General features: G+C 61.3%; 15 protein-coding genes. 9 read left to right on the forward strand and 6 right to left on the reverse strand.

Annotated features, from left to right (window positions below):
- Positions 1–48 precede the first annotated feature (48 nt).
- Positions 49–1,257, forward strand: coding sequence for an FAD-dependent oxidoreductase (locus R2855_09040; GenBank protein ID MEZ4531162.1), 1,209 nt, complete (start codon positions 49–51; stop codon positions 1,255–1,257).
- Here the strand turns inward: R2855_09040 and R2855_09045 are convergent.
- Positions 1,254–2,330: an isocitrate/isopropylmalate dehydrogenase family protein gene (locus R2855_09045; protein MEZ4531163.1), complete on the reverse strand. Its 1,077-nt coding sequence runs from the start codon at positions 2,328–2,330 to the stop codon at positions 1,254–1,256. The two genes, R2855_09040 and R2855_09045, sit on opposite strands and share 4 nt — an antisense overlap.
- A gap of 113 nt (positions 2,331–2,443) precedes the next feature.
- Here R2855_09045 and gpmI point away from each other — a divergent pair, with 113 nt between their 5' ends.
- Positions 2,444–4,015: a 2,3-bisphosphoglycerate-independent phosphoglycerate mutase gene (gpmI, locus tag R2855_09050; protein ID MEZ4531164.1), complete on the forward strand. Its 1,572-nt coding sequence runs from the start codon at positions 2,444–2,446 to the stop codon at positions 4,013–4,015.
- Positions 4,016–4,080: 65 nt separating this feature from the next.
- On the opposite strand, the gene eno is transcribed toward gpmI, so the two are convergent.
- On the reverse strand, positions 4,081–5,358 hold the full coding sequence (gene eno / locus R2855_09055; protein MEZ4531165.1) for a phosphopyruvate hydratase: 1,278 nt from the start codon (positions 5,356–5,358) through the stop codon (positions 4,081–4,083).
- A 379-nt stretch (positions 5,359–5,737) separates the two neighbouring features.
- On the opposite strand from eno, the gene pheS reads away from it, so the two are divergent.
- The 3 genes from pheS to hisD are packed head-to-tail and all read left to right on the forward strand — an operon-like array spanning position 5,738 to position 10,604.
- A complete protein-coding gene (pheS, locus tag R2855_09060) occupies positions 5,738–6,811 on the forward strand; it encodes a phenylalanine--tRNA ligase subunit alpha (protein MEZ4531166.1) in 1,074 nt (357 codons plus the stop codon).
- A complete protein-coding gene (gene pheT, locus R2855_09065) occupies positions 6,808–9,255 on the forward strand; it encodes a phenylalanine--tRNA ligase subunit beta (GenBank protein ID MEZ4531167.1) in 2,448 nt (815 codons plus the stop codon). Before pheS ends, pheT begins: the two co-directional genes overlap by 4 nt.
- Entirely contained in the window at positions 9,252–10,604 is a 1,353-nt protein-coding gene (gene hisD / locus R2855_09070) for a histidinol dehydrogenase (protein MEZ4531168.1), read from the forward strand. The genes pheT and hisD overlap by 4 nt, the downstream gene beginning before the upstream one ends.
- Here hisD and ruvA read toward each other — a convergent pair.
- Genes ruvA through rpe form a run of 4 tightly spaced genes read right to left on the reverse strand, consistent with a single transcriptional unit; the run spans position 10,601 to position 13,612 of the window.
- Positions 10,601–11,182, reverse strand: a complete 582-nt coding sequence (gene ruvA / locus R2855_09075) for a Holliday junction branch migration protein RuvA (GenBank protein MEZ4531169.1) — start codon at positions 11,180–11,182, stop codon at positions 10,601–10,603. The genes hisD and ruvA overlap by 4 nt on opposite strands.
- A complete protein-coding gene (locus tag R2855_09080; GenBank protein MEZ4531170.1) occupies positions 11,179–12,036 on the reverse strand; it encodes an amidohydrolase family protein in 858 nt (285 codons plus the stop codon). The genes ruvA and R2855_09080 overlap by 4 nt, the downstream gene beginning before the upstream one ends.
- A 5-nt stretch (positions 12,037–12,041) precedes the next feature.
- Positions 12,042–12,905, reverse strand: coding sequence for a PP2C family serine/threonine-protein phosphatase (locus R2855_09085; protein ID MEZ4531171.1), 864 nt, complete (start codon positions 12,903–12,905; stop codon positions 12,042–12,044).
- 29 nt (positions 12,906–12,934) lie between these two features.
- Positions 12,935–13,612 (reverse strand): ribulose-phosphate 3-epimerase, encoded by a 678-nt coding sequence (gene rpe, locus R2855_09090; protein MEZ4531172.1) that lies wholly within the window; start codon positions 13,610–13,612, stop codon positions 12,935–12,937.
- Positions 13,613–13,732: 120 nt separating this feature from the next.
- Between rpe and R2855_09095 the strand changes: the two genes are divergently transcribed.
- The 4 genes from R2855_09095 to R2855_09110 all read left to right on the forward strand — a co-directional run bounded on the left by R2855_09095 (position 13,733) and on the right by R2855_09110 (position 17,815).
- Positions 13,733–14,482, forward strand: a complete 750-nt coding sequence (locus R2855_09095) for a DUF3662 and FHA domain-containing protein (protein MEZ4531173.1) — start codon at positions 13,733–13,735, stop codon at positions 14,480–14,482.
- Between the two features lie 25 nt (positions 14,483–14,507).
- Positions 14,508–14,957, forward strand: a complete 450-nt coding sequence (locus R2855_09100) for an FHA domain-containing protein (protein ID MEZ4531174.1) — start codon at positions 14,508–14,510, stop codon at positions 14,955–14,957.
- Positions 14,958–15,042: 85 nt separating this feature from the next.
- Positions 15,043–16,926, forward strand: a complete 1,884-nt coding sequence (locus R2855_09105; GenBank protein ID MEZ4531175.1) for a VanW family protein — start codon at positions 15,043–15,045, stop codon at positions 16,924–16,926.
- A 13-nt stretch (positions 16,927–16,939) separates the two neighbouring features.
- On the forward strand, positions 16,940–17,815 hold the full coding sequence (locus R2855_09110; GenBank protein ID MEZ4531176.1) for a glycosyltransferase family 2 protein: 876 nt from the start codon (positions 16,940–16,942) through the stop codon (positions 17,813–17,815).
- Positions 17,816–17,826 lie beyond the last annotated feature (11 nt).

Consider the following 17,826-nt stretch of genomic DNA (forward strand, 5'->3'; position numbering starts at 1 on the left):
CGAGAAGAGTCGCCCTTCAGCGACCTACTGCCAGCGAAAGGAATCGGGATGGCGAAGTCGGAGATTGCGGTCATCGGTGGTGGAATCGTTGGCGGGTCGATTGCCTGGCAACTGGCCTCGCGCGGTCTGGGGAACGTCACCATCTACGAGAAGTCGGTTGTCGCGGCCGGCGCCAGCGGTCGCACCGGCGCCCTGCTGCGACGTCACTACACCAATGAGCCCGAGGCTCGCCTCGCCCAGCTCGGTTGGGAAACGTACCGCAACTGGGAGACCGTGGTTGGGGGATCGTGCGGATACGTTCCCTGGCCGGTCGTAGTGACGGTTGCAACCAAAGGCGAGTACGCCTCAAATATCGGCCTCTTGCGCGCGAACATCGCTATGCAGAACCGCGTCGGGATCGACTCTCGGTTGATGTCCGCCGACGAGCTCCAGCAACTGCAGCCGCACACTTTCGTTGGCGATGTCGATTATGTCTCGTTCGAGCCCGACAGCGGATATGTCGACTCGATTCAGGCGACCACCTCGATGATCCAGGCCGCGATTGAGGCGGGCGCGGAGGTCCTCGAGGGCGTCGAAGTGCGAGCGATCGAGCAGGTCGGAGGTCGCGTCACAGGGATCTCGACCAGCAGTGGCAATCGGCCTGCCGATGTCGTCGTCTGCGCCGCGGGTCCCTGGTCGACAGCCCTGCTGGCAACCGCTGGGGTCGATGTGCCGATCGACACGATCCGCGTGCAGATCATCATCGCCCAGCGGCCGTTCGAGCTGGTCGAGCCGCATTTCATCTATCTCGACACGGTTGCCGGCATCTTCACGCGCCCCTGGGCGCCGGGCCGCAGTCTGGTTGGCGTTGCCGGGGGAGACCAACACGATGAGGTCGATCCCAATACGGCAAACCTCTTCAACGACCACGCGTACCCCGCCAAAGCGATCGAGGCCATTTCTCGTCGCATTCCGGCAATGAAGAACGCGCGCTACCTGCACGGGCAGGCGGGTTTGTACGACATGAGCGCGGACACGCATCCGATCATCGGCTCGACCGGGATCGAAGGGCTCTATATGGCAGCGGGCTTCAGTGGCGCCGGGTTCAAGAAGGCGCCAGCGGTTGGCATCACATTGGCCGAGCTCATCGAACACGGTGAGGCCAGGTCCGCGGACCTGGCCCCCTTCGCACTTTCACGTTTCGCATCTGATGCCTGGAAACGACCATGGAGCGAAACCGAGTACCGTTTCGACTCCGACTTTGGTCACGGCATCTAGAGCCGCTCGACGATGGCCTGGGTCATCTCGGTGGTCGTGCCGGCCTTCGACGGATCGCGGTCCGCGCGCAGGTCATAGGTGACCCGGTCGGCGTCCGCGATCACATCGGCCACCGCGTTCTCGACCCGTGCCGCCGCATCCTGTTCCCCGAGGTGGCGCAACATCATCGCGCCCGAGAGGATCATGGCAGTCGGGTTTGCTTCGTTCTTGCCAGCGTGACTGGGAGCCGAGCCGTGGATCGGCTCGAACACGGCCGCCTCTGTTCCGATGTTTCCGCTCGGCGCGACCCCCAAACCGCCGATCATGCCGGCCACGAGATCGCTCACGATGTCGCCATAGAGATTCGCCATGACCAGCACATCGTACTCATCCGGCTTTTGCATCAGCTGCATGCACATGTTGTCGATGATGCGGTCGTTCGATTCGATGTCCGGATACTCGCTGGCCACGTTCTGTGCGACCTTGAGGAACAGTCCGTCCGAGAACTTCATGATGTTCGCCTTATGGACGATCGTTACCTTCTTGCGGCCGTTGGCGCGGGCGTATTCGAAGGCATAGCGCACGATCCGCTCGGTGTTCAGCGGCGTAATCAGCTTGATGCTGAGCGCCGCATCGGGCTCGATCTGCCGCTTGCTTCGCGCGTTGATGAAGTCGATGACCTCAGTCGCTTCCGCCGTGCCGGTATCGAACTCGATGCCCGAGTACATTCCTTCCAGGTTCTCGCGCACGACCACGAGATCGACATGCTCGAATGGCGCCTGAACGCCCTTGATCGTCTTGCCCGGACGCAGGTTCGCATAGAGGTTGAGCGCATGCCGAAGGGCAACGTTCACACTGCGGAACCCGCTTCCGATCGGGGTAGTGATCGGACCCTTCAGTCCAACCCCGTTGGCCTTCACTGAATCGAGCGTCGCCTGCGGAAGCACATCGCCGTGCGTTTCCATCGCCTCGATTCCCGCAGGCTGGACATCCCACTCGAATGGCACTCCGGTAGCGTCCAGCACGGTTCTTGTTGCGTCTGCGACTTCCGGTCCAATGCCGTCACCCGGAATCAACGTTACCCGATAGGTCATCGAATCCCCCTCAGAATCACCAAACTCGATCGCCGCCCATTCTCGCACGGGGCTAGACGTTCGTCCCGTTCGTGGCACACTCAACGCATGATCGACAGACGACGACAGGCGGCATGGCATTGAAGAGCAAATCGACTTCCACGGGACCGGTGGTTCTCGTCATTCTGGATGGTTGGGGGATTGCACCGGACGGTCCGGGTAACGCGGTGTCCCTGGCCGAAACACCAACCATGGACAAGCTCTGGCAGGACTATCCCCACACTACCCTCACCACCAGCGGATTAGCCGTCGGTTTGCCGGCTGGCCAAATGGGGAATTCTGAGGTCGGTCATCTCAACATCGGAGCTGGTTTCGTGGTCGATCAATGGATCACCCGAATCGACAAGGCGATCGCCGACAGCTCGATCGGCGAACGAGCGGAACTGACCGATGCGATCGACCGTTGCAGAGCTCGAGGAGGGGCGCTTCACCTCCTCGGATTGATCGGCGACGGGGGCGTTCACAGTCACAGCGACCACCTGGTGGCGCTTGTCGCTGTTGCGGCGCTGCGAGGCATGAAACGCGTTTATGTTCACGCGTTCACCGACGGACGTGACACGCTTCCGACCGCTTCCGGAGACCACATCCGGTATCTGCAGGATCACTTTCAGCGAATGGGCGTCGGCCGTATCGTGACTGTCACGGGCCGTTACTTCGCCATGGATCGTGACAAGCGTTGGGATCGCACGCAGGCTGCCTATGACGTCATCGTCGACGGTGCAGGCCGATCGTTTACCTCAGCGCTTGCGTGTGTCGAAACCTGGCACCGTGAAGACGTCACCGATGAATTCATCCCGCCATCGACGATCGTCCCGCCAGGGGCATCCCCCATCACTCTTGGTCCCGAGGATACCGCAATCTTCTTCAACTTCCGCTCCGACCGGGGGAGACAGCTTTCCCAGGCGCTCGCGAACCCGGACTTTTCAGGGTTTGCCCGGGCTGCTGACCGACCCGGGCCGACCGAGCTCCTGACCATGACTCGCTACATGGAGGACCTCAACGCGACGGTCATCTTCGAGGAAGAGAACATCGACCAGCCACTCGCGCGCGTCATCAGTGAAGCCGGGCTCTCCCAGTTGCATGTAGCCGAAACCGAGAAGTACGCGCATGTCACGTTTTTCCTCAACGGTGGCCAGGAAGAACCCTTTACGGGAGAAGACCGTGTATTGGTCCCCTCACCAAAGGTCGCGACCTATGACCTGCAACCGGAAATGAGCGCTGCTGGCGTGTGCAAGGCCGTTGTCGAAGCATTCGAAGGCGGCCGACATCGATTCATCGTGGTGAACTTCGCGAACGGCGACATGGTGGGCCACACAGGGGTGATTCCCGCAGCCGTCAAAGCCATCGAAACCGTCGATGCGTGTCTGGGTCAGATTGTCGATGCACTGAACGCGGCCGGCGGTTCCGCCCTCATCATTGCCGACCATGGCAACGCGGAAGAGGAAATCGACCGTGCTACCGGTGGGCCGATGACGGCTCACACCACCAATCCTGTTCCCTGTGTGCTGGTCACGCCCGAAACGAGTCCGTTGCGGCGCACGTCGTTGCGATCGGATGCGGCGCTCTCGTCGGTCGCACCCACGATCTTGCGGCTACTCGACCTGGATGTGCCCTCGACCATGGTGGCGCCATCGCTTCTCGCATAGGCTCTCAGCATGAACATGGGCGGCCGTCCTGGCCGCCCATGGCTGTTGTCGGTGCGGCGAATCCGTTACCTGCGATCGAAAACCGCGGCGCCCGGATAGACAGCATCCCCACCAAGCAGCTCCTCGATGCGAAGCAACTGGTTGTACTTGGTGACCCGATCCATGCGTGACGGCGCGCCGGTCTTGATTTGACCGGCATTGGTCGCGACGGCCAGGTCCGCGATGAAGGTGTCTTCCGTTTCGCCCGACCGGTGCGAGATCACCACGCCGAACCCGGCTCGCTGCGCCATCTCGACCGCTTCCAGGGTTTCGGTCAATGTGCCGATCTGGTTGAGCTTGACCAGAATGGCATTTCCGGCGTGTTCCTCGATTCCCCGCGCCAACCGATCGGTGTTGGTGACGAAGAGATCGTCTCCCACCAGCTGGATCCTGTCGCCGATCTTGCGGGTCAGCGCTTCCCAACTCGCCCAGTCGTCTTCTGCCAGTCCGTCCTCGATGGACGCGATCGGATAGCGAGCCGCCCAATCGGCCCAATAGTCGACCATTTCCTCGGACGTTAGCGTGCGTCCCTCGCCAGACAGTTCGTACGTGCCGTCGTTGTAGAGCTCGGTCGAGGCCGGATCGAGCGCAATCACGATCTGCTCCCCTGGAACGTATCCCGCCTTTTCGATGGCATCGGTGACGAGCTTGATTGCGTCCTCGTTGGAAGGGAGGCTGGGCGCGCATCCGCCTTCGTCTCCCACATTTGAGTTCAGTCCGGCCTTTACCAGCATGCCCTTGAGCGCGTGAAAGATCTCGGTGCCCCAGCGCAGTCCCTCGGTGTACGTTTCGGCGCCGACCGGCATGACCATGAACTCCTGCATATCGACGCTGGAGCCCTGTGCATGTTTTCCGCCGTTGAGAATGTTCATCATCGGGACCGGCAAGGTGCGTGCTTGCGGGCCACCGAGATAGCGATAGAGCGGCAAACCGGTTGCCGTAGCTGCCGCACGGGCCACAGCCAGCGAGACGCCCAACATCGCATTTGCGCCGAGATTGCCCTTGTTTCGCGAACCATCCAGCTCGATCAGCATCTGGTCGACGGCACGTTGATCGATTGCGTCCATGCCAACGATCTCTTCGGCGATCGTCTGGTTGACATTGGCAACCGCCTGAAGCACGCCTTTGCCGCCATAGCGGCTCTTGTCCCCGTCGCGCAGCTCGATCGCCTCGTACGCTCCGGTAGACGCCCCGGATGGCACCGCCGCCCGGGTGACGATTCCATTGGTCAGACCAACCTCCACCTCGACGGTAGGGTTCCCGCGCGAGTCCAGGATCTCGCGTCCGTAAACGAACTCGATCATCGAATCCAAAGCATCTCTCCTGCACGAAAGGTCGACGAAATCTCCAGGGGGAGTATAGGAGCCGTTTGCTATACTCTCGCCGGTTCCTGACCTGTCAGGACGCGATGAGGGAGACCAGTAACGCGCAAGCGATCGACGAGAGAGGGCGGCGGAAGCTGCGAGCCGCCTCGAAGCGCGCGCCGTGAATTCACTCCTGAGCTGACCGGTGAAGACGCACGCAGCGTTGGTAGTCGGTTCCGCGGGTCCCGCGGTTACCAGGGACAGTCTGAGATTCCATTCAGACAGCGAGCGCGCCGAATTTCGGCGAAACAGGGTGGTACCGCGCGGCGATCCCGCGTCCCTGTTCGTGGGTCGCGCCTTTTCTGAATGCGAATGGCCAATGGCAACATTCATCGAACAACTCGAAGACCTTCAGGCAACCGCGGTAACCGAGATCGAACGCGCGCGCACGACTGCTGACCTAACCCTGGTCGAGCGTGACGTCCTCGGCAGCAAGGGGTCGCTGACCACGTTGATGCGGCAGCTTGGTGGTCTCAGTGCCGACGAGCGTCCGGAAGCGGGGCGCGAATCGAACCGTGTCAAGCAGTCGATTGCGGCGCTCCTGGACGAGCGAAGGGCGGCGCTGCACGCAACGGAACTGGCCGAACAGCTCGATGCTGAGCGAATCGACGTTTCCCTCCCCGGCCGGAAGCCTCAGATTGGAATCGTGCATCCGGTCTTCCAGATGATCGAAGAACTCAGCGACATCTTCGCGCTGATGGGTTTCCAGACCGTCTTCGGGCGGGAGGTCGAGAGCGGGTTCTACAACTTCGACCAGCTCAACATTCCGTCCGACCATCCAGCAAGAGACGTCTGGGACACGTTCCTGGTCGAGACCGACAGTGCCGAAATCGTCCTGCGGACCCATACATCGCCGATGCAAGCGCGGGTGATGGAGCAGACCTCCCCGCCAGTGCGCGTGGTCGTTCCTGGGCGCGCCTATCGCTATGAAGCGCAGGATGCGTCACACGAGTGGATGTTCCATCAGCTCGAGGGTTTGGCGGTCGATGAGCACATCACCCTTGCCGACCTCAAAGGGGTGCTTCAGGAGCTCGCGCGCCAGCTCTTTGGTCCCAAACGCAAGATTCGTTTCCGATGCGACTTTTTCCCCTTTGTGGAACCGGGTGTCGATTTCGCGGTCGATTGCGCGATCTGCGATGGAGCCGGATGCCGTGTTTGCAAGCATTCGGGATGGTTGGAGATGGGCGGCGCGGGCATGGTCCACCGCAAGGTGCTGGAAGCGGTTGGCTATGACGCCGACAAGTACTCCGGCTTCGCCTTCGGCCTGGGGATCGAGCGGATGGTCATGATGCGGCACGGTGTGGACGATGTCCGCGCCTTCGCTGGAAACGATCTCCGCTTCTTGCAGCAGTTCGCCGCCAAGGCGGTTGGTTCCGGGGGTGTGGCGGCATGAGAGTTCCGCTGAAGTGGTTGCAAGAATTCGTCGAAGTCGATGTCGAACCGGCTGAACTGGCGCGGCGCTTGACGCTCGCAGGTCTGGAGGTCGAAAAGATCGACATTGTTGGCGCCGGTTGGGACAAGGTTTTCACCGCCGCTGTCATCAACGTCGAGCGACATCCCGATGCCGACCGGTTGGTGTTGGCCGACGTAGAAGCCGGTGAGCATCGGCTGACGGTCGTTACCGGCGCGCCAAACATCGCCGCTGGTCAAAAGGTCGCGTTGGCTCTGGCCGGCGCCCGATTGATCGACGGGTACAGCGATTCCGGCGAGTACAAGACACTCAAGCCAGGCAAGATCCGAGGAATCATGTCCGAGGGGATGGTCTGCTCCGAGAAAGAGCTCGGCATGTCGAACGAGCACGAGGGCATCCTCGTCTTGCCGGATGACGCCCCGGTCGGGCTGCCGTTGCAGGAGTACCTGGGTGACACGGTGCTCGAGTTCGAGATAACGCCGAACCTGGCGCATGACTTCTCGATTCTGGGCGTCGCCCGAGAGGTTGGCGCGCTATACCACCAGCCGCTTTCCGAACCCGTTCGGACCGATCTGGCATCCGTGCCCGCTTCACGCGAGGGACTGATCTCCATCGAATCACCAGATCTCTGCGCTCGATACATTGGCGCAGTTGTGAAGGGCATCGAGGTCGGGCCGTCACCTGAGTGGATGGCGCAGCGGCTCAACCAGGCGGGTGTTCGTTCGATCAACAACGTGGTCGATGTCACGAACTATGTGATGCTGGAATACGGCCAGCCCCTTCATGCCTTCGACCTGAACCATCTGCATGGAAACCGGATCATCGTGCGAAGGGCCGTCGACGGTGAAGGGCTGGAAACGCTCGATCATGTCGATCGCGTGCTGGATTCCGACATGCTCGTGATTGCCGATGCCGACCGGGCAGTGGGATTGGCCGGTGTCATGGGCGGTACCGACTCAGAAGTATCGGACGCGACGGTCGACATCCTGCTGGAGAGCGCAAGCTTCGACATGAAGTCCGTTCGGCGTACTTCACGGCTACTCAAGCTCCGAAGCGATGCCTCAGCCCGGTTCGAGCGCGGGGTCGACCCGAATCTGGCCGAGGTGGGGATCGCGCGCGCGCTTCAACTTCTGATCGAGGTCTCGCCTGGATCGGAAATCGTCGAGATCGCGGACGTGTATCCACGACCGGCTGAACCACGCGCATTGACGATGGACTTCGACCGCATCGAACGGTTGCTTGGAATTGGCTTCTCGGTCAGCGATGTCGAGCAAGTGCTCACGGACCTCGGTTTCGAGCCCAGCATCTTCGACGGACCTGGTGGGCGACAACTCACCGTCACGATCCCGACCTTCCGGAGTGATGTCTCCATCCCGGAGGACATCGTGGAAGAGGTTGGCCGGGTGATGGGATACGACAAGGTTCCGGCGACGTTGCCGGTCGGCCGCACGGTGCCGGTCGTGCGCGATCCAAACTACCTCTTGCAGACCAAGCTCCGGCAGGTCCTCACCTCCGCCGGAGTGAGCGAAGCGGTCACGTACATCACGGCATCGGAGTACATGCTGTCGACGTTCCAGGACGAAGACGGCGCGGTTGGAGTGCTGTTCCCCCAGCCTCTGGATTCGCTCATGCGGCTCGTGAATCCACTGAATGCGGAACGGCCGCTCTTGCGCAACACGCTTATCCCGGCATTGCTGGAGACAGTCGCAGCGAATCTCCGTCACCAGCGACGGGTGTCGCTCTTCGAGTTGGCTCGCGTCTATCTCCCGATTGGCAGGGACGAGCTGCCAACCGAGATCCAGACGCTTGGAATCGTGATGGCCGGATCCCGCGACGATCTCGGCCGCTTTGCGGTTCCGGGGCAAGTCGACTTCTACGATCTCAAAGGGGTCGTCGAGGCGGCTCTGCGAGCCGTTGGCGTCCAGGACTTGCGCTTCGAACCGACCACGTCGCCGGGAATGCATCCCGGCCGCACAGCCGATGTCTTCGCCGGCGGCACACGGATCGGTCGAATCGGCGAACTCCATCCGGGCGCCGCGAAAGAATTCGGGATCGACGGGATTCGGGTGGCCATTGGTGAGATCGACGCGGAATCGCTCATTCAGCTCTCGCAGCATCATGGAGCTCCCATAACGTCGCCGAAGTTCTTGCCGGTCGAACAAGACCTGGCGGTCGTCGTGGCCAACGAACGGCCAGCGGCGGAGGTCGAGGCGGCGATTCGCGGAAGCGCAGGTCCATTGTTGACCGGGGTCGTGCTCTTCGATGTGTTCGAGGGTGAGCAAATCGGCGAGGGAAACAAGAGCCTCGCCTATCGGCTCACGTTCACATCACCGGGTCGCGCGTTGACCGATGACGATCTGGTCAAGGTTCGCGCTAAGATCGAACGCACTCTCAAGCAGCAAGTGGATGGGCGGCTGCGGGCATGAACGAACCGGTATCGATTCGGGTCGTTCATGGTTACTCTGCCGCGCGCGAGGCCTTGCGCCGCAAGGGTGGGCTGGAGACCCTCGAGCTTTCGGAGGGCGCCAGACGCGGAATCGAGCGCGTTTTCGGTGCGCCGCTGACCGCCGAGCAGGTGGTCGATCGTATCGTCGACGACGTGCGCGCCCGCGGGGATGAAGCCCTGCTTCACTACACCCGCGAGATCGATCGCGTCGAGCTCGACTCCATCGATGTGCCGAGATCGGCATGGAAGACAGCCTTCGACAGTATCGATCCCGCGCTTCGAACAGCACTTGTCCTCGCTGCCGATCAGATCCGGTCGTTTCACGAGAAGCAGAAGCGCACGTCCTGGATCGATTTTGGTCCGGAGGGGGCGCTGGGGCAGATCGTTCGGCCACTGGAGCGCATCGGAGTCTATGCGCCCGGCGGAAGCGCGGTCTATCCGTCTTCGCTTCTGATGACCGCCGTTCCCGGACGAGTTGCGGGGGTGGAGGAAATCGTCGTCGCCTCGCCACCGGCGGCAGATGGCGTCTCGCCGTTGATCCTGGCGGCTGCCCATGTCGCCAATGTCGATCGGGTCATTCAGGTTGGGGGCGCCCAGGCCATCGCGGCTATGGCGTTTGGGACAGAGTCGGTGCCGCGGGTCGACAAGCTGTTCGGTCCCGGGAACATCTTTGTGGTACTGGCAAAACGGCGTGTCTTCGGCCAGGTCGCGATCGATCAGTTGCCCGGCCCCACAGAAACGGTCGTCGTAGCCGATTCCTCTGCCGATCCCCGGTTGACCACGGCTGACATGCTGGCCCAGGCGGAGCATGACGGTATGGCCAGCGCAATCCTGATCACCACCAGCGAGCGACTGGCCCACATGGTGCAGGTCGAACTCGGGTTGCAATTGGCGCAGCTGGAACGCGAGTCGATCGCTCGAGAGTCACTTGCAGCGAACGGGGTGATCGCGATAGTGGCTACAACCGAAGAAGCGATCGATCTGGCGAATCTCTACGCCCCTGAGCACCTCTGCCTGCTCCTGCAGAATCCATGGGACGCAGTACCGCTGGTCAAGCATGCCGGCGGAATCTTCGTCGGGGAAGGAAGCCCGGAAGCGTTGGGCGACTACACGGCTGGTCCCAGTCATGTGATGCCCACTGGAGGCACCGCGCGTTTCTTTTCGCCGATTCACGTGGGAGATTTTACGAAGGTCATCAGTCTCGCAGCGGCGAACGACCGAGCGTTGAACCGGCTTGGGCCGGCCACCATCGCTTTGGCGAAGGCGGAAGGGCTCGGCGGCCATGCGCGCGCGATCGAGTTTCGTCTCGAGCAGATCGCCCCCGATTAGTCCTCGTTGATGATGCGGAGCGCGGCGATGACGCGCTCTTCGCTCGTCATGCCAGGAATCGATTCGACGCGCATGGCCGCGGCCATCGCTTCTGCCGCGGAGTACCCGAGAGACCGCAACGCGGCAACGACATCGTCATCGGCCGCGACAGCGCCAAAGGTGGCGCCGGCAGCTGGTTCGGGAAGTTTCCCTTTCAGGTCGACAATCAGTCTGGCAGCCGTCTTGGCGCCAATGCCAGGCACTGTCGAGAAGAGTTGGGCATTGCCCTGATGGATTGCCTCTCGCAACTGCTCTGGTCGGAACCGAGAAAGTGCCGCGCACGCGATCTTCGGCCCGATACCTGATGCGGAGATGAGCGCCTCGAAGATGTCGAGTTCTTCCTGCGTCGCGAATCCGAACAACGCCAATGCGTCTTCCCGTACCAGCAGGTAAGTGAAAAGCCGCACCGGGTCGCCCACACCACCGACCGCACTCAAGGTCGATGTCGATGTCCCAACGCGATAGATGACGCCGTTCACATCGACCAGCAGCGCGTCGGCGCGTTTCGATTCGATCGCTCCTTGCAACCCTGCGATCATGCGATCGCCTCCTCTAGTCCGTAGATCCGCTTCGCATTCTCGCCCAAGACAGCGCTCAACGCGGATGCGGAGATTCCCGGGCGCGCGCGCACCTTGTTCAGGAGCGGCGCCTGTTTGAGCACCGGAAAGTCCGTCGCGAAGAGCACTCGATTCACTCCAACCAGATCGATGACGGTCTCGAACACACTGTGGTCGTAGAGATAGGTCGAGGCTGCTGAGTCGTACGCAAGGTTTGCCGTTGCAGCCTTCACTTCCGGCATCAACTCGTAGAAGGGCAGTCCCCCTCCCCAATGCGCGGCAACGATTCGCAACGCAGGAAACGCCTCCAGCGTCGACAGCAGCCGCGCCGGCGTGGATTCCCCCTTGCCGGGATAGCTGTGACCCACCGGTTCGGAGACATGCAGCATGATCGGGCGATCTCGCTCCACGCAAACTGAAACGATGTCTGTCAGTTCAGCTGGGTTCTGCAGGTCGAACCCTTGCGCGTCTGCGTTCAACTCACCCAGCCCGCTGGCGCCCGCGGCCAACGCGACTCCTGCGTCGTACGCGGCTTCGGCTGCACGAGGAGAGACGATCGCCAACCACGCGATCCGATCCGGGTGACTCTGCGCGGACGCACGAAGATAGTCGTTGTGGAACCGACAGAGTCCCTCGTCTCTCCACGGAAACCCGCAGGCGATGGATATGTCGATCCCGGCGCCGTCCATGCTCTCGACCAAGTCTTCCGCAGTTGCCAGCCGCGCCCGTTCCGAGGCATACAGCTCTTCGAACCAGCGGTCACGCGCAGTGAATCGGTCTCGATGCCGAACGATCTCCTCTGGAAAGATATGGACGTGCGCGTCGACGACTTGCATGCCGGCTAGGCGAAGAAGTACCAGAGCGCGAAGATCAGCCCCGCCAGCATCACCAATGCAATGAGAAGATACGGCAAGTAGCTTTGGCTGCTGAGTGCTTCCGCGGGCGGCTCTGCCATGGGTTCCCGGATGGGCAGGACTTCGAGCACGGTTGCGGCGCTGCCTGGGTCCGATGCGTCTGCCACTCGCCGCTCGATCATTCCCGAGAATGATTGCCCTGGCGCGACGAGGGCGTTCGTCGTTCCCCCAGCCGCAAGCGAGTCGGCCAGCGGACCGCTCACCAGCGCCAATGCATCGAGCGGCAAGAGCGTGATATCGAAGATCGCCGGAAGCCGGCTTTCCAGGCGCTCCTGCACACCGAGGAATTGCGGTCCGGCCTGCACGTCGAGCGTCCGCTGCTCGCTTCGCCGTCCTCCTCCTCGCTCAGTTCGTTGGTTCCTCGTGACCTGATTCACCCGGTCGGCGCGATAGAGAAATGCCTGGTTGTCGCCGACAGATGCAAACGACGCGTACTTTCCACGTGCGACCAACGCAACCATCGAGATCTCGCCGGGATCGGTTGCGTAGACGTCTGCGTTGGCCGCGCGAAATGCGCTTTTCAACCGCGCGGCCATGTCGGTCTGGGTGCCATCGACGACGGCAGTTTGGAACGACGCAATCGCGCGCTCGGCCCGGGCGTTTCCGGCGCCATCGGCGTGGTCGGTGGCAACCGCCATCAGTGTCGCCGGCTGGGGCGTCATTCCCGAATCGAGCAGCGAGATCTCACGAAGCAGAACCGCGGAGCGGCCAGTGGAATCGGCACTCGCTTCAAATGCCCCGGTGCTGAAGCGCAGCGGCTGTTCGACAACTAACTGAAGAGAGCTTGACACGCGTTTCGAATCCTCACAATGTTCGAGCTTCAAGAATCTGATGCGACCAGCGCTTCTCTCAATTGCGCCACTGATTCACGGACCGATGCGTCCGGATTGAAGACTCCGGATCCCACTACGAACATATCCGCGCCCGCGGCCCGCACCTTGCCGATATTGCTTGCCTTGATCCCGCCATCGACTTCCAGATTGCAGGCTGGGTTCATACGCTCGATCATCCCAAACGCTCGCTCGATCTTGCCGAGCGAACCTGGGATGAACGTTTGACCCCCAAATCCGGGATTGACGCTCATGACAAGCAGCTGGTCGGCGATTGGCAGCACTTCCTCCAGCATGACGAGCGGTGTGGCTGGGTTGACCGTAACCCCTGCCCGAACTCCCCTGCGCTTGAGGTGCTGCATCGCTCCATGCAGGTGGTCCGCCGCCTCGGTATGCAACGTGAGCGTGGTAGCTCCGGCGTCGACGAATGCATCCAGGTATCGGTCAGGGGACGCGATCATCAGATGGACGTCGAGCGGCAGATCGGTAGCCGATCGTACGGTCTCCACCATGATCGGCCCAAACGTGATGTTCGGCACGAACATTCCGTCCATGATATCGAGATGGAAGAAATCCACCCCAGCATCCTCGGCGCGTCGTATCTCATCTCCCAGATTCAGCAAATCCGCGGTCAGAATCGACGCGCCAATTTGTGCCGGCTTTTTCACGCGAATGCGAACTCCTGCAGCCAATCGAGTCTGGCCGGAACGACGTGCGCACTATACTCGCATGCGGATGCGCCGGTCAGATTTTCGGCGTAGTCATTCGTCCTAACTACGATTTCGCCGATGCGCTTGCGCCCTTTCACCCGCATAGAGAACTCGCTCGAGTTCATCGTGGAGCGTCCCTTCGCGATGCTCTTCAAGCGAACCGTGCAGCCGGCCGAGATCGGGAAACGTCTGAAGCGTGAGCTGATGGCGGGCAATATCGTGACGGTTCGAGGGCGAGTGGCGCCGAACGATTTTTCCGTGGAACTGCATCCCGATGATTTCGGTCCCTACCAGCAGCATGGGCGCGTTCTGGCGGACGACCTGGAGGGCTGGCTCGAAGAGATCGCCCTCGCATCGAATCTGTCCACGGTTGGGGTCATGCGTGTTCAGTTTCATCCGAGTGAGAGAGTGCGCAAGGGACGATTCGAAGTGAACGCGACCGTAACCGAGGTCGAGCCAGAAACCGCGCATTTCCTCGCTCCCGGATTGACCGAGGCATTCGAGGTCGTCTCGTCGCGGGGCGCAGGGCCCTCGGGGTATGTCGAGATTTGTAGCGGACCCGCAACCGGGGAGGTCTTTACTGTTCGCAAGCAGATCGTCACCATTGGTCGGGACTTGAGCAACGACCTGATCATCGACAGCGCGGAGGTTTCGCGTTTCCATGCCGAGCTCCACGACACGCAGCGCGGTGTTTCGATTGTCGATCGGCAGAGCATGAACGGGACCTTCGTGAATGGCGTGCCAGTGGCCGGCGTCCAGCTGATCGAGTCCGGCGACCAACTGATGTTTGGCACGACTATCTGCCGCTACTGGCGCGAGAGACTGTGAACTTCCTCGGTCGAGAACGTTGACAATGGATGCCGGAAGCGATGCGCTCTATCAGGTGGTGCGAGTGCTCTTCGCTCTTTCGCTCCTCGCGTTTCTTTACCTCGTGATCCGCATCACTATGAGGGATCTTCAGAGCCAAGGTCACGCCTATGGCCGCCCAGTCGAACCTCAACTGCGCGCCGAACTGGTGACCATGGAAGGAGAAGCGGGCTCAACGGTGCCAGAAGGATTGGTCTTCGATATTCAAGGAGTTACAACGCTGGGCAGAGCGGAATCAGCGCGTGTTGTGCTGGACGACACGTCGGTTTCCGCGCACCATGCCATGCTGCGGCCGGCGAACGGCGGATGGGCAATCGAGGATCTGGGGAGCAAAAACGGGACCCTGGTGAACGGACGCCCTGTCACGTCGCAAGTCGAACTCGCATGCGGTGACGCGATTCAGCTTGGGCGCGTTCGGCTGCGGTTGATGTGCTAGCATTGCGACGCGAGGCGGCTTCGCTTTCGTAAGTCGGAAGGGCTTGGCGCCCCGACATGCGCCAGCCACGTTCAGGAACGACACGGTGGCGCAGAAATCCCTGACTCAGCCTTCCGGTTCTCCGTTTGCCGGAATTTGGCCGTTTGGCGCGGCAACTGACACATCATCTTCTCACACGAAACTTGGTCATGTTGCGAGTCGCATCGTCCTCGCGTGCGCGCTTATAGCCATCGCCGCCGCGGGCTCTCTTCTCGCGTTTCGTGTGGCCTATGCCGATGAGATCTATCCCGGAGTGCATGTCGGCGGGATCGACGTCGGAGGCATGACGCGCGCCGATGCTGCTGCCGCCATCCAGGCTCGCGCCGACGAAATCACCGCGCAACGGGCGTATTTCGATGGTTTCGACCAGCATTGGGCGCCGACGCTCGCGGACCTGGGAGTTACCGTCGACCTGGAGGCTTCGATCGATCAGGCGATGGCCATCGGACGGGAAGCTTCGAGCGCGGACCGACTCGGATCGGCCATCTCGAGTCTGAGCGGAGAGCACAGCCTTCCAATCGTGCTCACCATCGATTCTGACAAGACCGAAGCGTGGAGCATGTCCGTCGATCAGCAGATCAACCTGATCCCGCACGATGCGGAGTTGGTCGTGCAGGACGGGAAGATTTCTGTCGTTCCCGAAGCGAATGGCACGATCGTCGATCAAGCGGCGTTGCAGTCGTCGTTGCTGACGAGCCTCCAGACGATGCAGGCTCCCACCGAGTCACTGCCCACGGTCGACAAATTGCCGTCTGTCCACGCGACTGACCTGGTGGCCGTCGAAAGCGCGTTGACCGCAGCGTTGAGCGCGCCAGTCAAGGTGACGTACGGCAGCCAGAGTTGGACGATCGACCCAGTTGACTTCGGGCAGTTCGTTTCTACTTCGATCGATCCCGCCAAGACTGGCGCAGAAGCGGTCTCGATCGCTGTCGACAACGAGGCGCTGGCGAGTTGGCTCAGCACCCAGTTCGCTGCCAGTGTTGACTCCGATCCAAAGAACGCCAAGGTGGCATGGGACGGCACCAAGTTGAAAGCCATCGAAGCGAGTGTCGACGGGGCGAAGATCCGACCACAGACGATGGCCGAGATGGTTAGCGCGTCATTCCTCGGCGACCACAGTCCAGTCGAAATCCCCGTCACGGTGCTCAAGCCCGAAGTCGACGGGAACAATCTCGATGCGCTTGGAATCACCACTAAATTGGGCGTCGGTTCGTCCAACTTCGATGGTTCTGATGATGCCAGGGCAACGAACATTACCGTCGGAGCGGAACTGCTCAACGGCACACTCATCCCGCCGCATGGGACGTTTTCGTTCAACCATTCGATCGGCGTGATTGGTCCTGAGCTCGGTTTTGTCGAGGGACAGGTAATCGATGGCGAAAAGATCGGCCGCGACTATGGCGGAGGGATCTGCCAGGTTTCGACCACGGTATTCCGGGCCGCGTTCTTCTCCGGCATGCCCATTGTGGAAGGTTGGCCGCATCGGTGGCGGCTCGGCTTCTATGAACTCGACGATTGGACCCCGGGCCTCGATGCGTCGATCATGCAGCCGGAAGGCGATCCCTTTGGCGGCGGCGACTTCCGGTTCGAGAATCCAAGCGATTCCTGGATGCTGGTCGAGTCATACGTCGATTACCCGCGTGTGTTCGTGATTCTGTATGGGGCTGATCTCGGCTATACCGTCGATATCTCCGATCCGGTCTTCGGCGAAACATATGAGCCGTTGCAGCCAAGCCAGACAGTTGATCCAACGCTGCCTGCGGGAACCATCATCCAAACCGAATGGGCGGCCGAAGGTCTCGATATCACCTACTACCGCACCGTTTACGGCGCCGACGGCGATGTGGTCCTGGAAGATGACTGGGTAACGAACTTCTACGCACGTGGGGACGTCTACAAAGTCAGTCCCGACATGGCGGGGCAAACATGATCGTGACGCGACCGTGACATCGACTCTCGTTGAATCTCCCCTAGCTCAGATTTCCTCAGAGCAACGAGCCGCCATCGGCTCGTTTTCTCTGATTCTTCCAGCCCACAATGAAGCAGAAAACATCGAGCTGGTCGTTCGAGACGCGCTGGGGGTGCTACCCGCCTACTTCGATACCTTCGAGATCATTGTCGTGAACGACGGCTCGCGGGACGCTACGGGAGAGATCATCGACCGCCTATCCCGCGAAGACGCTCGTGTTCGCCCAATCCACCACAAAAAGAACCGCGGGTATGGTGGCGCGTTGACCTCCGGGTTCAACGCTTCGACGGGCGACCATGTCATGTTCATGGATGCCGACCGGCAGTTCGAAATTGTCGATATCGAGCGGCTCTATCCATTCATTTCGACACACGAGATCGTGGCCGGCTTCCGCATGATGCGACAGGATGAGCTTCACCGGCGCGTGTTCGCCGAGGTTTTCAACCTGGTCGTTCGCGTTCTCTTCGGCGTGCATCTGCGTGATATCGATTGTGCCTTCAAGATCTTCGACGGAGACTTGATCCGTTCACTTCAGCTTTCGTCGCCCGGCGCGCTGATCAACACCGAGATTCAGGCCAAGGCTCGTCGCCAGGGCGCGAAATTGCAGCAGGTCGGCGTTCGCCATTTCCCGCGGGTTGCCGGCGAAGCCACGGGCGGCAACCCGCGCGTAATCGCGCGAGCGATGAAAGAAACCATCGTCCTTTGGTGGCGGATGCGCACATACCAGCCGCCACCAGGTCGCCCCAACGTCAACGGCCCTTACCGCCTGGGAGACGCGATCGTCGCGACGGGCGCTCTCACCGGCATGGCGGCGCTTCTGGGAATACTGAATCGCAGAAAACGATCGTAGCGCCGCAGGCG

Source organism: Thermomicrobiales bacterium (assembly GCA_041390825.1).
Lineage (GTDB): Bacteria > Chloroflexota > Chloroflexia > Thermomicrobiales > UBA6265 > JAMLHN01.

What these genes read in the sequence shown, in the direction of transcription:
- R2855_09040 (MEZ4531162.1), top strand. Translation starts at nt 49, where the DNA reads ATGGCGAAGTCGGAGATTGCGGTCATCGGTGGTGGAATCGTTGGCGGG.
- R2855_09045 (MEZ4531163.1), bottom strand. Translation starts at nt 2,330, where the DNA reads ATGACCTATCGGGTAACGTTGATTCCGGGTGACGGCATTGGACCGGAA.
- gpmI (MEZ4531164.1), top strand. Translation starts at nt 2,444, where the DNA reads ATGGCATTGAAGAGCAAATCGACTTCCACGGGACCGGTGGTTCTCGTC.
- eno (MEZ4531165.1), bottom strand. Translation starts at nt 5,358, where the DNA reads ATGATCGAGTTCGTTTACGGACGCGAGATCCTGGACTCGCGCGGGAAC.
- pheS (MEZ4531166.1), top strand. Translation starts at nt 5,738, where the DNA reads ATGGCAACATTCATCGAACAACTCGAAGACCTTCAGGCAACCGCGGTA.
- pheT (MEZ4531167.1), top strand. Translation starts at nt 6,808, where the DNA reads ATGAGAGTTCCGCTGAAGTGGTTGCAAGAATTCGTCGAAGTCGATGTC.
- hisD (MEZ4531168.1), top strand. Translation starts at nt 9,252, where the DNA reads ATGAACGAACCGGTATCGATTCGGGTCGTTCATGGTTACTCTGCCGCG.
- ruvA (MEZ4531169.1), bottom strand. Translation starts at nt 11,182, where the DNA reads ATGATCGCAGGGTTGCAAGGAGCGATCGAATCGAAACGCGCCGACGCG.
- R2855_09080 (MEZ4531170.1), bottom strand. Translation starts at nt 12,036, where the DNA reads ATGCAAGTCGTCGACGCGCACGTCCATATCTTTCCAGAGGAGATCGTT.
- R2855_09095 (MEZ4531173.1), top strand. Translation starts at nt 13,733, where the DNA reads ATGCGCTTGCGCCCTTTCACCCGCATAGAGAACTCGCTCGAGTTCATC.
- R2855_09100 (MEZ4531174.1), top strand. Translation starts at nt 14,508, where the DNA reads ATGGATGCCGGAAGCGATGCGCTCTATCAGGTGGTGCGAGTGCTCTTC.